Source organism: Methanosarcina hadiensis (assembly GCF_046529725.1).
Taxonomy (GTDB): Archaea; Halobacteriota; Methanosarcinia; order Methanosarcinales; family Methanosarcinaceae; genus Methanosarcina; species Methanosarcina hadiensis.
Genome location: NZ_CP136241.1, coordinates 1,724,580 through 1,740,690 on the forward strand (window position 1 = coordinate 1,724,580; position 16,111 = coordinate 1,740,690).

At 36.4% G+C, this 16,111-nt stretch carries 11 protein-coding genes and 1 pseudogene; 11 read left to right on the top strand and 1 reads right to left on the bottom strand.

The window, feature by feature from the left end:
* Positions 1–10 precede the first annotated feature (10 nt).
* From RSJ42_RS07400 to RSJ42_RS07410, 3 genes are all read left to right on the top strand, one after another.
* Positions 11–925: a YcdB/YcdC domain-containing protein gene (locus tag RSJ42_RS07400; RefSeq protein ID WP_410509937.1), complete on the top strand. Its 915-nt coding sequence runs from the start codon at positions 11–13 to the stop codon at positions 923–925.
* 350 nt (positions 926–1,275) lie between these two features.
* Positions 1,276–1,929: an HD domain-containing protein gene (locus tag RSJ42_RS07405; protein WP_410509938.1), complete on the top strand. Its 654-nt coding sequence runs from the start codon at positions 1,276–1,278 to the stop codon at positions 1,927–1,929.
* Positions 1,930–1,981: 52 nt separating this feature from the next.
* A complete protein-coding gene (locus RSJ42_RS07410) occupies positions 1,982–2,746 on the top strand; it encodes a histidine phosphatase family protein (RefSeq protein WP_410509939.1) in 765 nt (254 codons plus the stop codon).
* Positions 2,747–3,237: 491 nt separating this feature from the next.
* Here RSJ42_RS07410 and RSJ42_RS07415 read toward each other — a convergent pair.
* Positions 3,238–3,958: pseudogene (locus RSJ42_RS07415) on the bottom strand (transposase); the annotation flags it as partial.
* Positions 3,959–4,160: 202 nt separating this feature from the next.
* On the opposite strand from RSJ42_RS07415, the gene RSJ42_RS07420 reads away from it, so the two are divergent.
* From RSJ42_RS07420 to RSJ42_RS07455, 8 genes are all read left to right on the top strand, one after another.
* On the top strand, positions 4,161–7,295 hold the full coding sequence (locus RSJ42_RS07420; protein ID WP_410509940.1) for a helicase HerA domain-containing protein: 3,135 nt from the start codon (positions 4,161–4,163) through the stop codon (positions 7,293–7,295).
* Positions 7,296–7,449: 154 nt separating this feature from the next.
* Positions 7,450–8,175 carry a hypothetical protein gene (locus RSJ42_RS07425; RefSeq protein ID WP_410509941.1) on the top strand — a complete coding sequence of 242 codons (726 nt, stop codon included), beginning with the start codon at positions 7,450–7,452 and terminating at the stop codon, positions 8,173–8,175.
* A 115-nt stretch (positions 8,176–8,290) separates the two neighbouring features.
* Positions 8,291–8,452, top strand: coding sequence for a hypothetical protein (locus RSJ42_RS07430; RefSeq protein WP_410509942.1), 162 nt, complete (start codon positions 8,291–8,293; stop codon positions 8,450–8,452).
* An 849-nt stretch (positions 8,453–9,301) separates the two neighbouring features.
* Positions 9,302–9,595 (top strand): hypothetical protein, encoded by a 294-nt coding sequence (locus RSJ42_RS07435; protein ID WP_214023910.1) that lies wholly within the window; start codon positions 9,302–9,304, stop codon positions 9,593–9,595.
* A gap of 201 nt (positions 9,596–9,796) precedes the next feature.
* Positions 9,797–11,299 carry a TRAFAC clade GTPase domain-containing protein gene (locus RSJ42_RS07440; RefSeq protein ID WP_410510336.1) on the top strand — a complete coding sequence of 501 codons (1,503 nt, stop codon included), beginning with the start codon at positions 9,797–9,799 and terminating at the stop codon, positions 11,297–11,299.
* A 2-nt stretch (positions 11,300–11,301) separates the two neighbouring features.
* A complete protein-coding gene (locus tag RSJ42_RS07445) occupies positions 11,302–12,078 on the top strand; it encodes a hypothetical protein (protein ID WP_214023908.1) in 777 nt (258 codons plus the stop codon).
* Positions 12,071–13,711 (top strand): Hsp70 family protein, encoded by a 1,641-nt coding sequence (locus tag RSJ42_RS07450; protein WP_214023907.1) that lies wholly within the window; start codon positions 12,071–12,073, stop codon positions 13,709–13,711. The genes RSJ42_RS07445 and RSJ42_RS07450 overlap by 8 nt, the downstream gene beginning before the upstream one ends.
* 279 nt (positions 13,712–13,990) lie before the next feature.
* Complete coding sequence (locus RSJ42_RS07455; protein WP_410509943.1) at positions 13,991–16,105, top strand: Hsp70 family protein; 2,115 nt, start codon at positions 13,991–13,993, stop codon at positions 16,103–16,105.
* Positions 16,106–16,111 lie beyond the last annotated feature (6 nt).

Here is a 16,111-nt window from a genome sequence, read left to right on the forward strand (position 1 = left end):
AGACGGAATCATGAAACTTAGGCAAATTTGTATATTAGCTTTGATACTAGCAAGCTCAATATTTGTGGCTTTTGCTTCTGAAGAGGGAGGGCTAATATTTACAAAAGAAGATGTAAAACAAACAAAACACCTTGATCCATCAACCGCAGACGTAAATATTAGTTTTGAAGATGCAAAAAACAAGCTGATACTAGAAAATCCGGAAGTAATTACTGAATCTGTTCATGGAGAATTAATTGACAACGAAAATTTCGGGATAATCTGGAGAGTGAGTTCGAAAACAGCTAATGGAAGAAGCATCTCAGCAGGGATAGATGCTTCTAATGGAGATCTGCTTTTTGTATATGATGGGTCAAAAAAAGTAAGGGGAAACAATAATATAAATAAAGATGATGCTTTGACAATAGCAGAAAAATATATTCAATCCAGAGTTTCGGCTGATATGATTAATGAGATTGAGCTTGAAGATGTAAATTATAAGGAATCTGATGCAGACGGCCTCCCAGGAACTTATTTTATAAGTTACGCACGGATTATCAGAGGAATACCTTCTCTTTCAGATGGAGTAATTCTTAGAGTTAATGCAGAAACGGGAGAAATTTCAAGCTATAATAAAAGATGGTCTATGTCTGGAGAAGAGATAGCGCTCATTGATAAGGAACCAAGTATTACGGATGAGGAAGCGATTAAAATCCTCAAAGAATACATGACTAGTGTACCACAAATCGGAGAAGAAAAAGCAAATACTGTAAAAGTTATGTCATCTGATCTTGTCTGGAAAGAGAACAATGACGATAAAATACATCTGGCATGGTGGATTAAGTTCGTGGATTCAAGTTTTGCAGAAGATGAAGACTATCCTGCATCGGTATGGATTGATGCACATTCGGGAGAGATTCTGCTTATTGCTTACGGAAGAGACTGATTTTAAAAGGATTCTAGCTCCTCGCAGTAAAGTGGGCATCGATCTGGAGAATCAGAGAATCTTTAAGAATAATTCCCTGCTTGAAGCTAATTTTGACCATCACCTATTAAGAGCCCAGACAATATATATAATATTTCAGTTATCGGCAGCCACTCTTACTGAGTTTCCTGCATGAAGTCTTTCTCTAAATAATTTTTTATATTTATTCATTACAGAAATAGTAGAATAAATTGCTTTATTGCACAATGTATACCAGGTAAAGAGTTTATTCTTCTTGTTAACCAGAACGGAAGAAAATTAAGGAAAAAAAGTAGAAAAGAGAATTAAAGAAAAGGGAAGAGGGGGATTCAGTGAAAACTAACACAATATCTGCCGGGGAAAATATTGCAGGAAATAAAAAGAAGCCCTCCCCGGAACCTCTTGGTCTGGAGGCTCTTTTTCACAGGTACGGGATTGAACGCAGCCATGCCGACAATGTGGCACGAAATGTTCTCGAGCTTTTCGATGTCCTTGCCCCTGTACACGGGCTCCGCCCTGAGTTTCGAAAGCTTGTGGAAATAGCAGCTCTGGTCCATGACGCAGGAGTGGCTACGGACCTGGAAAACCATCATAAGGCAGGAAGAGATATCCTGCTCCTTCATCCGCCTGCCAATCTGCCCGAGAAACTATGGCAGGTTGTTGCCTGGACTGCTTATCTGCACAAAAAGAGAATCGGGGAAAAGAAACTCAAAAAGCTTAACGAAAAAGATTTCGGAAATATGCCTGAAGACCTCCAGGCCCTTACCCTGAAAGTAGCCGCACTTGTAAGGATTGCTGATGCTCTGGACTACAGCCGGATGGAAAGCAGGATTGGAAAAGTCACTTCTGGCAAACAGAGCATAGTATTCGAAATTCAGGGCAACGGGTCCGTGATCGATGCCGAAAGAATGCATAAGAAAGGTGACCTCTGGCACCTTCTGTATAATACGAAACTGGATTTTGTGGCGGAAATAAAAAAGCCATAAAAGGAAATATGAATCAGTAATGCATCAGTTATATTCGCTTTTAATTCCTGATTTGCAAATATCACGCCAGAAGGTGGTAATTACGGGTCATCTTATACTTGTCAGGCATGGAGAACCCGGTTTGAAACCGGGAGACAGGCTCTCGGGCTGGATTGATATCCCACTAAGCAGGAAAGGGATTGAAGAGGCTCTTGAATGCGCAAAAGCGCTTGAAAATATAGAGATAGACCTCGCTTTTGCTTCTAATCTTTTCAGGGCTCAGGAAACTCTTTCTATCATACTTTCCGCCCAGAAGAAAACAGGCGCCTTTATCCATGAACGAACAGAATTTAATGAACAAACAGGATCTAAAGAGAGTTCGGAAAGGCTAGACTGGTATTCCTACCCCGAAAAACTCAGCGAAAACCTTATCCCCATTTACACAACGCCCGCTTTGAACGAACGCTATTACGGGCAACTTCAGGGCAGAAAAAAGCAGAAAATGGAAGAAAAATACGGCGCTGAACAGGTCTCCCGCTGGCGCTGGAACTTTGAACCAGGCCCTCCGGAAGGAGAAAGCCTGAAAGCCGTCTACGAGCGTGCAGTCCCCTATTTCCAGAACAATATCATGCCTGCCCTGAAAAACGGAAAAAATGTGCTTATCTGCGCCCACCAGAGCAGTTTGAGGGCTCTTGTCAAGTACATAGAAAAGGTTTCCGACGAAGACATCAGAGAAATAAGATTTTCGACAGGCGAACTTGCAATATATCACTACTCCGAAGGAAAACTTGTCCGGGAAAACGAAGAACTCGGACCTGAGCTGAAAAGGAACATTTGAGTCAGATTTTCCCTTTAAGTACTCTTTTTCTTCCTTTTTCTTCCATTCTTTTGTTTTTCTCATTTTCTCTTCCTCTATCCGATTTTACTTACTGGTTTTTCTTCAATTATCGAGCTCAGTTTTTTGATCGGTTTCAGTTTACTGGCTGTTCCTTACTATTTGGAGGATATTATTTCAGCCTCGAAATTCCATTTCAAACCGCATGATAATAAGTACCCATGCTGCCTGTCTGGAAGCGCCGCCCAGAAAGAAGAAAAGTACAAAGGGAGTTAGTGAAAGAAATAAAAAGAAACTTAGGGTATTTTTGAGGAGTCTTCGGCTTTATTTTACTCGTAAATTTTTACAGTAGTTTTTAATTTAATTTCTCTTCTTCATTTTCTTCCTGGCATGAAAGTACGCATATTACAGTCTTGAACGCAACTATTTACACTTGGGCTCTCATAGCAAACTAGAGAAATAATGCTTCATATAGGGAAATTATAGTCTTCGACTCAATGAATTACTCTTTTCATTTGTGGATGGAAATATTCTATCCATCTCTTTGCAAATGATAATTAATTTCTACTCTCATAAATTCATCTTTGATGATATCCTTCAAATGCTTTTTTGATTCAATAAATTTGGCATATATTCTCTTTTGATAGTTATCCATATAAACTCTACAGGATTTGTATCAGATGAATAAGAAGGGAGAAATACAAGTATTATCCCTAATTTTCTGGTTCTTTCAACCATTTTTATAGCGTAGTGTGCCTTTGAATTATCGAGAATGAAAATTTACATTTTCCTGTTCATTCTGTTCCACTATTTTTTCCAGAAACTCACATACATAAACTGCTTTTGAATAATCCTTGGAATCAATAAGGCTATTCCTGTTAATCGTATAAAATGCAAAAGCGTCTGTCTTTATATGGATCCGTGTTTTTGATCATTAAAAGTCTTTTGAACGATCAGAGATGTTGTGTATTTGCCTTTGTTTGTAGTGAAGATTTCTCCAAAGAACCGACAACATATTCTCATCTGGACTAATATCCTCTGGAATTGTCTCGCTTAATTTTTTTAAATTTCTTCAGCATTTTCAGGTCTTTGGTAATCAAGAGTAAGATTTAGGGTTAGGGTGATACAAGTTGAAACCATACAGTATAACCACTATCTGCTTCATGAATACTCTACACTGTGGTTTGCCTTTATTAGCTCCAGCATTCTCTTGTAATCCAAAATTCTCAGATCAAAAGGAGCCTACCAAAAAAATGTACAATAAACGTATATCTTCAGTTTTTGAGGAATTTCAGAGTTCATACTCATAAATATGAGAAAAATATGGAAATGTATATCTATAATTACGTTAACCTGTCAATGTAGTTATAAAATAAATATAAGAGAGCTATTTTATAGAACGATAGGATCTGCACTTATGGGATATGATGAAGAAAGAACCCAAACTCTAGAACAAATATCTGAAACTATGCAACGTGGGTTGGAAATTGCAGACCTATTTATAAATAAAAATTACTTAATTAACCTTAATAAATGTAAACCAATTCCGTTGAAAAGTCACCAACGCTCATTCTCTTATATCTCGATGTTTGAAATTAGTAAAATTGTATATGATGCCCATGAGAACATCAATGATAAACTCGTGAGTGTTTATAGTGCACTATCAAATTTTGGAAGTTCGGCATTACTTGTTATTTTTAGTGATATGGTTGGTGTAAAGTTCTACATTGGAACAAGAAACGTCAATCAACCAAATATTGCAAAAGAAATATTGGGGAAAAGCTTAAGGGGAAACTTTCCGGGTATTGAAATAAGAGAACAATCAGCTTCACAAATTGAAAGATTGTTAGAATCTCATATACCCGATGTATACTCTAATATGGCTGTTTCTGCTGTTTCAATCGTTTCCAGCCCAAGAGATAACGATAAAGATAAGTTTGTACAGGGAATGGAGAAATTTATTGATTCTATGTCAGGTGAAAAGTACACTGCACTATTGATCTCTTCACCTTTAAGTAAGGCTGATTTAGAAAATAAGAAACGAGGATATGAAGAGCTCTATTCCACACTGTCACAATGTGCACAAGCAAATCTGACATACAGCGAAAATAATAGCGAAGCTATAGCCACAGGCATAAGTGATAGCTTTTCAAAATCTATAAATGAGGGCATTAGCGACACAACTGGGACAAATATGGGCACTTCAAGTGGAACAAGTAAGTCCCGGAACCGTGGTCAAAACTTTTCGCTATTTATAATGGGAGTGAATTCTGGCACAAGTCGTGGAACAACTAAAGGAAGTTTTAGCGGATCTTCCACTGGTCATACTGATACCTATTCTGAATCCGAATCTACTAGTAAAACGAAATCAAATACAACAACAACTACTGAAGGGACTTCTGCTAGTATAGCGATCACTAAACAAAACAAGACTGTACAGGTATTGTTAAAGAAGATAGATGAGCAACTAGAAAGGATCAAAAGTTGCGAAGCATATGGATTATGGGATAGTGCATGTTATTTTATTTCTGAAAACCCCGAAACATCTATTGTCGCAGCTAATACCTATAAAGCGCTGGTCGCCGGAGAAAAGACGAGCGTTGAAAACTCATTCATAAACCTGTGGAGCAACGAATTCGAGAGTTCAGATACGAACCTGATGATCATGGATTACCTCCGATATGGCCTGCATCCCCAGTTTAGGTATCTTCCTCAAAATAATGGAGATGGCAACTATACGGAACAGATAATTACTCCAGCAAGTATGATTAGTGGGGTTGAGGTGCCTATTTTTATGGGCATCCCGCGTAAATCTGTACCTGGTGTTACATCCATTAATTCAGTTTCATTCGGTAGAAATGTATTTGTAAAAGAACAAAAGGAGCACTCCCGAAATGTGGATATTGGGGCCATCTACCATATGGGAGAGGTTTTCGAGAACAACAGAGTCAAATTAGATCTTGAGAGTCTAACAGCGCACTGCTTTATAACTGGATCTACTGGTTCTGGTAAATCAAATACAACTTACAAAATTATTGAAGAATCGATAAAAAATAACGTTAAGTTTATGGTCATTGAACCGGCAAAAGGCGAATACAAGTTAGCTTTTGGCGGCATGCCGGATATTAACATATTTACAACAAATCCAAAATATTATGGCATGCTGTGCATAAATCCTTTTGAATTTAATGAAGAAATTCATGTATTGGAGCATCTTGATAGACTTATAGAAATATTCAGTGCATGCTGGCCGTTATACGCAGCTATGCCGGCACTTTTGAAAGCATCATTTGAGAAAGCATATATTTTTCATGGCTGGGACTTGAATCATTCGATATATATTAATCAAGGGAATGGGAAATTCCCAACATTCAAAGATGTAGTTGAGATTCTACCTAAACTGCTCGAAGAATCCAAGTTTTCTGCGGAAACAAAGGGTGATTATATTGGAGCTCTTGTGACCCGGGTAGAATCTTTAACAAATGGTTTGGTTGGTCAGATTTTTACGGGCCAAGCAATTGATGACGATATACTATTTAACCAAAATACAATTGTTGACCTGAGCCGTATCGGGTCTATTGAAACAAAGGCATTGTTAATGGGTGTGTTGATATTAAAGTTAAGCGAATTCAGACAATCAACATCAATCGGCACGAATCTGCCACTTAAGCATGTAACCATACTGGAAGAAGCGCATAACCTTTTGAAAAAAACCTCTACAGATCAGAATCAAGAATCTGCAAATCTTCAGGGCAAATCTGTTGAAATGATAAGTAATTCTATTGCTGAGATGAGAACATTTGGTGAAGGTTTTATCATTGTCGACCAATCACCAACTTCCGTAGACGTATCAGCGATAAAAAATACAAACACAAAAATAATTATGAGATTACCTGAAAAGAGCGATTGTGAGGTATCTGGCCACTCAATTGGCCTCAAAGATGAGCAGATTATGGAATTAACTAAACTGGATAAAGGTGTTGCTGCAATATATCAAAACAACTGGTTGGAAGCTGTCTTAGCAAAAATAGATAAGTGTAGTAATCTATATGAAATATCAACAACTCCAGTTCAGGATAGAAAGAACAGGACGGCTCTAATAGGAGACTTACTTACAGAACTCATAACCCAGGAAGCAGATGACAATTTCAATATGTCCTGGTTCAATACAATTATTAATTCTTCAAAGGTTTCTAAGTTTGCCAAAACCGATATAAGAAATCTCTTTTTAGAGTACCAGAAAAAATTTGGTACAGATGAGCAGCAGTTTGCATTCTCTGAACTTATTTTTAAACTTATGAATTGTAACGATTTGTTTAAAATATTTAAGGATAGGTTACCAGAGGAAGTTTTGGAAGAATCGGAGATTGATGACTCTGTTGTTAGTATCTGTAGAATATGGAGTGATTGCATCTATAATAATTTAGATTTCTATGCATATTTTTATGATGAGCAGACAAAAGATCAGGCTTTCATAAATCTTTTACTTTACAAGATACAAAGTGAACCGGATGATTATCGGTACAAGCTTGTACTTTATTGTATTGGTTAAGGAACTTTGGGAAAAAGATCGTTAAGGGTTTGATTATGGAATAAATTAGGTTCACCAAGTGAATAAATAAATTGATGCTAGATTAACAACTTGTTATTCAACTCAATAAGTGACTATAGAAATTATAGTCATAATATTTCATGGGAAGTATAATATGTCTAATTTCAAAGAGACTAATATAAGAAAGGAAGGTATCACTAGCAAACCGGATGTCAAGAGTGAAAGTTCTGAAAAAAGAGAATTAAAGAAACATTTAAATGAACATCTAGAAAAATCTATTTATTATGGTAACTCGAAAGATGGTAAATACAAAAAAAGGATTTATTATGGAGTATCTGGCGTTGGCATGAAGAATTTTAAAATGAATCTACAGCTATTCGGAAATAAAAAAATAAAAGTATCTAAAAACAATGATATAGTTGGAGATAACCCGGATAAAAAGATTTTATTAGAAAAAGAAGAGCTAACTACAGGTAAGCATGGCTATGAACGTTCTTTGAAAGATATTGCCTCAAGGGCGTGGCAGATAAATTATAAAACTGGAAAAATAAACGGACCTCAAGGAAGGTGGCTTCCTGAGTGTGAACGTAAAGTGTACGAAGAACTTGCAAAGCTTGATACTAATAAAATGAAGGCTGGGAAAGAATATTCCATATCTATTCCTAAAGGAACTGGAGAGATTATAAGGCCGAATAAAGATTATCCAAGTTCCAAAACTCCGATACTTGAGCGAATCACACGGGAACCTGCTGATAAAGCTATTGTTATCTTGCAAAATGGAGGAAAGATCCATACATTCCCAATTGGTTCTGAGCATAGCGCCTATAACAAATCCGCTCCAACCATACCCCAAGTTGAGGGCAAAGAAAAAAAATCATGATAAACTATTATATGCTTCAAACATGATACAGCTCGAGTAGAAGCTTTTAAGAAGCAGACATGAATGATCCAAGCAAATCGTATTTGGGAAAGAAGATCCTAAAACAGGAACTGGAGTGGAATTCAGAGGGGATAAAGGTGCGGAGGTCGTATACGATGCACCACATCCGGAGAGAGACCCCGACTTGGTCACGATAAGCCATATATTGGTTTTCAGATTGTGGGAAATAAATCATCCAGCAGGCGAGAGAGAAAATATTACTTATGAAGGCCCTTAACATTCACAGGCCTTTCATAAAGATGATACAGATTAGTGATTTATAAATTGATTTCCAAGGCGAATGAACCATATTCTCTAATGACTAAGGCTATTAATGCCTCTTCAAAGGTTGCTATTTCCATTAAAAACAGCTTGTTGAGCCTATCCAGAATAAATAAATTCAATGGAAAGTGTCGCAATGATAAAAATACAATTAGTTTAATTCTAAAATTTTGACAGCGTTTCAAAAATGTAATGTTTAAATGATTGAGACAAAATCTTAGATACATTGAACTTTTAAAAGCAGTTTATATTTTTCTTTGATTTTCACATCTAGCCGTGCATCTTTTGAGTAGGTGGGAAAAACACGAGTGCCGTATTTAATTATATGACTTTCTTACCGTTTTATTAGTATGATTTAATTTTAAATTTTTAAGATAAGAATTATTTTTTTCATTAAAGTCCAATATGATGGATTAATAATTTTGATCATATTTAAACCCAAAAACTACACGCAATTATAATGCATTATTTAAAGTCGTCATCTCAAGAATTATCAAAATTAAATGTTGAGCTGTCAAAGGTAAGTTAGTAGCTTCTTCTGCCGACTAATAATTCATAAATTATATAGAGTTTTTAACACACTTGCTTATTTACAGCCTTTATTCAAAGAGTTCCGTGATTGAATATAAACAAATATGGAAAGTATTATATCTTAGGACTCATCTATAAGTATTGACTATCTATGATCATGTACGACAAAATATAAAAATAGATATTATATTAAAATCTTTTTAGATTACCATTAAGCTAACTATTTATTTGATTTTCTGGCTGGCTTGATAAACTGCTAATCTGGAGTGATAAAATGAGTGACCTGTCCGATATTCCATTCTTAACGTTCCTTAAACTGTGTATTTATGGTATTTTAATTTACATAGCATTTTACTTATTGTTATTTGCTTTGTCAGCAATATTAATTGCTATATCAGCGGCAGTAGGGGGCGGTGTCCTTTGGGGTGGTGGAACTGCTCTTGTCAACTATGGTAAATCATTCAAAGAAAATATGTACAGAAGCAATCCTGCCTTTTCTGTTTGCTGTATCATTACTTTCATATCGCTGTCTGTCTGGCTTTATAATTACATTTACAATGTGTATTAAAGACTTGCCATAATATAACTTACACATATTTTCAGCTCTACTTCTTGATTTTCAAGATTCGAGATTCCAATTGAAATTCCAGCGAATAATAAGTTGCATAGGTTATTTCATTGCGAGTAACTAGGCAACTTTTCTTCGATTTAATATCTTTGCTTTAATAATTGTTATGGGGAATAAGAATAAAAAGAGGTAGTAAGATTGGTGACTGATCCACAACCTGCTAAAAAGAGCTACTTTTTTGGCAAAGGTTATAAAGATCTTTGGAATACGGTAAAAGGAGCTTGGCAGAGAAATACTGAGTCTATTGATAAGTATAAGGACAACATTGCTTCATCAAAAGGCGTAGATAGGAATGAATTATTCATCTTTAAATGGATACTTAATTCTTTAGCAATAATTGCGGTTTTAATCTGCGGCTCTGCTATCACGCTGATTTTATTCGCCATTAACATAGTCATCTTATTAGTTTTTATGACGGTCATTTACATAGGATTTACAGTTATCTGGATAATTGACCGAATACATCTTTTACAAAAAGGGGTCTTCACAGCTTGCGACGAATGTAAAAGAAAATCATTAATACCGATTTATATTTGCCCAAATTGTGAAGGAAAACATACAAAACTGACACCGGGTGTATATGGAATTCTAAATAGAACCTGTAATTGTGGAGAAAAACTTCCCACAGCATTTTTCAATGGAAGAGATAAACTAACTGCAATTTGCCCTCATTGCTGGAGTGAAGGTAGAATAACATACTTGAACAGCAGAGGAAGTGCACCTATCTGTATACCGGTAGTTGGAGGGCGTTCAGTTGGTAAAACGGCGTTCATCACCGCATTTTCAAAAGATTTTATCGAAAAAGTAGCTCCTGCAAAATCATGGGAAGTAGAATTTTATAATAAAGCCAAATCTGGTATGTTTGAAGAAATTAAAAATGATTATCAAACTGGCAGTACACGAATTACTGAAAGACCTCAGGATATAAACAAACCAAGTTCTATATCCTTCAGTTTCTTTGTAAAAGGTAAAGAATTCAAACCTGAAAGACTGGTTCATATTTATGATGTTGCGGGTGAAGTATTCACTGACAATAGCGAAAATGAAGTTCAACATCAATACGGTTATTGTCAGGGTATTGCTTTGATAATTGATCCATTCTCCATTCCAAGTGTTAGATATAAATTAGAAAGTGATTTAACCCCAGAAGATATAGCCGGTATCGGCAGGGCTGATATTAACGGAATAATCAATTCTTTCCTGAATAAATTGAAAGATATTACTGGTCTTACTGACGGAATGAAAATATCCGTACCCTTAGCTGTTGTAATCAGTAAAGCAGACTCTGCAGGACTATTCAATGAATTAGGTGAAATTGCAGTTAATACTTTTATGGCAAATAACCCTGGAAAATATAATAATAGGATAGATGTTCAGGATTACCTTTGCCGTAAGTTCCTTGTAGATAATGGGATGGAAAATTTTTTGAATATTATAAATCTCAAATTTAAAAATAATCGGTTTTTCGTTTGCAGCGCCATAGGTCATACGAGAAATAAAGGTGCTTACCAGCCAAAAGGCATAATGGAGCCTATGGAGTGGCTTTTTAGGAATGCAGACTCAAAAATGGCTACTAGCTGGAAAGATACGGATTTCACGAAGCATCCTTTTGCATTGAAAAGCATTGAGATGCAAGGAGATTAAGCATGGACAATATCAACAAGCAAGAGCCTTCTGCTTCTCAAAATGTGATAAGTACTATCCTTTCTGAAGAAATGGTGAATGAAGTTACAGCTACTGATGTAAGCAATGAAGAGATCAAAGAAGAGGCGTTAATGTCAGATGAGCTTATTGCTTCAGAATATGATGAGCAGAATGCTGAAAAATACATTGAAGAAGAACCAAAAAAAGCTGAAAATTTAAGCACAGGTAATGATGACATTTTGCAGAATATTATAATCCTTTCAGCTAAAATGGACTATCTTAATCAACTCTTTTCTGAAAAAATACGACATATGGAATACGAAGAAAAAGTTTTCGACCAAATGCATGAGGGATTTCAGAATTATAAAGAAGATATGTATACACAGCTCATCAGACAAGTCCTTCTTGATATTATTGAAGTTAGAGACAGCATTTTAAGAATAGCCGATTTTTACCTCAAGAAACCTGATGGAGAACGGAATATTCCTTATGAAACATTTGCAGGATATGCTCTTGATATTCAGGATATATTAGAGAAAAATGGAGTTGAGATATACAGGAGCAGCCAAGAAGACAATTTTGTGCCGGTAAAGCAAAGAGCAATTAAGAAAGTAGTTACCGAAAATAAAGAACTTCATGGAAAGGTAGCCGAGTCTTTAAGCTGTGGTTATAACTACAACGGAAGAACGATTTCTGCAGAAAAAATTGCTTTTTATCATTATAAGGAGCCAGCTAAAATAATAACAGAAAATAATACGGAGATGGTACAAGATGGCTAAATATGTCTATGGCATTGATCTTGGTACGACATATTCGTGTATTGCCTATGTTGATGAAAGTGGAAGGGCAAACATTATTAAAAATTTAGAAGGGACAAATACTACCCCTTCTGTGGTTAATTTTGCAAGTCCAAACCAAGTTGTCGTAGGGCAGGTGGCAAAAGAGAGTGCTGTTATTGATCCAAACAACACTGTCTCACTAGTAAAAACTTTGATAGGGAAAAGCAGCTTTGCTATAAATTACAATGGCGAAGACAAGTCTCCTGAGGAGGTGTCAGCCTATATCTTGAGGAAGCTTGCAGAAGACGCGGCAAAGGAGATTGACGCAGAAGTAAAGGATGTAGTAATTACGTGTCCTGCTTATTTTGGTACTGCTGAAAGAACAGCCACAAAAAACGCAGGAATAATTGCTGGTCTCAATGTACTGGAGATTATTAGTGAGCCTGTTGCTGCAGCAATTTACTATGGGTGCACCAAAGAACATGAAGAGAAAACTATTCTTGTTTATGACCTGGGTGGAGGAACTTTTGATGTTACTATCATGAACATTAACTCAGAAAAAATTGAGATCATATGTTCTGATGGAGATCATGATTTAGGTGGTAAAGACTGGGATGCTGCAACGATGCGTTATCTTGCAGACGAATTTGTTTCTCAAAAAGGGTATGAAGGTGACTTTGATGAATATGCACAACAGGATCTTCGTTTGAAAGCTGAAAAAGCAAAACAGCAACTTTCTGCTAAAGAAAAAACTCCTGTTATGGTTGAGACAGCTGGAGAAAGAGCAAGAATCGATTTTTCAAGAGAGAAATTTGAGGAGATTACTTCTGCATTACTAAAATCAACTATCGATAAGACTGATGCTGCTATTACTGTGGCAGAAGAACGCGGTTTTAAAGTAGATGAAATTCTTTTGGTTGGCGGCTCTACTAGAATGCCACAAGTGACTAGGGCACTGGAAGAAAAATACGGTATAAGGCCTAAAATTCTTGAACCAGATGAGGCTGTTGCTAAAGGAGCTGCAATTCATGCTGTTAATGTTTACATCAACAACCAGCCAACTTTATCAAAATGGTATGACGACGATAAAGGCGACGTGAGTTCGGATACCGTTTTAGATCCATCTAATGGTGTTGAACAATTGTCTGTTGATCCGGCTATGATGAGCATAGGTGGGAAAAAACGTTCCATTGTTGTGGCTACGACTAAAAGTTTTGCCGTAGAAGTAATTGTAGATAAGAAAACTAGGGAACGAAAATGTTGCAATATGATTATCAAAAATGATCCTATGCCTGATGGTGTCGTAACTGTTTCTAAAATACTTGGAACGATTGATGAAAACCAAGAAAATGTTGAAATTGTCGTTTATGAAAGCGATTTTATGAACGAGTATTTTGATGTTGATAAGGATTATGTAATTGGTACAGCGCTCTTAGAGCTACCAGGCAATCTTCCTGTTGATTCACCGGTTGAGATCACATTTAGCCTTAATAACGAAGGTATTTTGGAAGTCAATGGTAGAGACTTAACAAGCAATAAAGAGGTTCATGCCACTATGCGGTCTAAATATATCATGGCCGGAGACATGGTTGAAAAGTTGAAAGAAAAATCAAAGCAGATGGTTGTTATTTAATTAAAGTTCATTGTTCATCAGTTAAGGAATTTTCTTACCTGGAAAACTATCGATTTTGTACCAGAAATACACGTTTTAACTTTTTATCCTGTCTTTCAAAATCGATAATTCATTCCAATTAATATCTTATTTAAGTCTTATAAATTGGATAATGAATTCAACTTTGCTAGTGAATTCGATTTATTATAATTCCTCCTTAACTGAAGACAAATGGATTTGATTGACTTGCTATAGTACTCGTTGATAGTGGCAGGCTAATTTAAGCTTGGAGGAATAAAAGTGGGTATTAGAGTTGGAATTGACCTGGGTACAACTTTTAGTGCGGTTGCATGTATAGATGAGCACACCGGAATGCCAAAAATCATAAAAAATTGTTTTGGCAGTGCCCTTACTCCATCAGTTCTGTATTTCGAACCTGATGGGAACATCCTATATGGTGAAGATGCAAAAAGCATACAAGCTGCTGGTGATAATAATGCTGTTGCATTTTTTAAGCGCAGCATGGGAAAAGATACGTTTTCTGTAGAGTTTTATGGAAAAGCATATAATGCAACTGATTTCTCTGCCATATTTCTTGAAAAGATTAAAAAAGAAGCCGAATCACAAATTGGGGAGGCAATTGATGCCGCTGTTATAACTGTCCCTGCATATTTTACCCATAAAGAACGTGAAGCTACTATTAAAGCTGGCAAAAGAGCAGGGTTGGACGTCCTTGCAATTATTAATGAACCTACTGCAGCAGCAATCGCATATAGCTTGAACGGCAAAGATGTAGAACAGACTGTGCTTATATATGACCTTGGTGGTGGCACATTTGACGTTACCATCGCCCGCATCAATAAAGACGAAATTAACATCCTTGGTAGTGATGGTAATCATGAACTTGGTGGCAAAGATTGGGATGATTGTATAGCAAGATACCTCGCAGCCGAGTTTCAAGAGCGATATGGCATCGACTTAAGCGAAGACACAGAAATGGTTTCATCCCTATTGGTAACTGCTGAAAATGTAAAAAAGCAGCTAACAGCAAAGGACACTGTAAGTGTGCCCATTACCTATCGAAATATTAAAGCTAACATTGATATCACAGAAGATTTGTTTGAATCCATTTCAGAGTTTTTACTGGGAACAACCAAAGAATTGACAGAAAGCTTAATCGCCTCTCTTAACTTGTCATGGGATGACATCGACGGTATAATTCTTGTTGGCGGTTCTACAAGAATGAGAATGATTCATAAATACATTGAGAGAATGTCGGGCAAGCAACCTCTTCCTGGTATTAATGCGGATGAAGCTGTTGCTCTCGGAGCAGCAATCAGGGCCAATATTGATAGTAATGGAAACGTTGTTCCTATGCTCGGTAGGACATTGAGTCGCCCAAAAACGAGAAATCTGTACATACAGGGTGCTAAAGCCGTATCAGATGTTACCTCTCACTCTCTTGGAATGATATCCATTAGTCCCGATGGAGAAAAGTACATCAATAGTACTATTATTAAGAAAAATAGTAAAATTCCAGCAGATAATACAAAATCATTCAAATTTAAGACACGGGCTGGAAATAATGAACTCGAGGTATATGTTCTTCAAGGTGAATTTGAAAGACCTTTAGACAATACAATCATCAATAAATATGTAATCACAGGAATTGAAAGAATTTCCTCATTTACTTCTATTATTGATGTAACGTACCAGTATACTTCTAATGGCGTTGTTGAGGTATCAGCGGTTCAACAGGAAAATAACAAAAATTTGCCAATTAGAATTGATCCTGTACCCGAAGATATGGGTTGGACTGATGGATCTCCAAAGGATCAAGCTGGTAATTTTGGTGCTTCAGTTGTCAATATAATTTTAGCAATTGATTTATCTGGAAGCATGGATGGAGAACCAATTGAAAAAGCACAGCAAGCCATGCATGAGTTTGTAGCCAGATTAGAGAAAGGTAACACCAAAATTGGTATTGTTGTATTTGCCAATAAGGTCAAATGTGTGTTGCCACTTAGTGGAGATTTTAAAGATATCGATAACATAATCTCAAAATTAAGTGCTATTAATGTAGGTATTGGAAATTCTGCAGAACCATTTACGACTGCTTTGAACCTGTTCAAAGATGAGCTTCTAAAAAATGAGAGCGAAATACGCTATATTATTGTGCTTACTGATGGTGAATGGTATCATAAGGAACAGGCAATAAACGCAGCCAAGGAGTGTCATAGATCAGGCATAGAAGTAATGGCATTAGGATTTGGGACTGCAGACTATAAGTTTTTGAAGAAAATAGCATCTACAGATGAATTTGCTTCTCTGACGAGTCTGGCAGAACTATCTGGCTCATTCTCAAAAATTGCCCAAGCAATTGGTAAAGGCGCTACTGGTCTGAGAGTAATGTAATTCTAG

Coding starts and splice junctions, on each gene's coding strand:
- RSJ42_RS07400 (WP_410509937.1), top strand. CDS start 11: ATGAAACTTAGGCAAATTTGTATATTAGCTTTGATACTAGCAAGCTCA.
- RSJ42_RS07420 (WP_410509940.1), top strand. CDS start 4,161: ATGGGATATGATGAAGAAAGAACCCAAACTCTAGAACAAATATCTGAA.
- RSJ42_RS07425 (WP_410509941.1), top strand. CDS start 7,450: ATGTCTAATTTCAAAGAGACTAATATAAGAAAGGAAGGTATCACTAGC.
- RSJ42_RS07435 (WP_214023910.1), top strand. CDS start 9,302: ATGAGTGACCTGTCCGATATTCCATTCTTAACGTTCCTTAAACTGTGT.
- RSJ42_RS07445 (WP_214023908.1), top strand. CDS start 11,302: ATGGACAATATCAACAAGCAAGAGCCTTCTGCTTCTCAAAATGTGATA.
- RSJ42_RS07450 (WP_214023907.1), top strand. CDS start 12,071: ATGGCTAAATATGTCTATGGCATTGATCTTGGTACGACATATTCGTGT.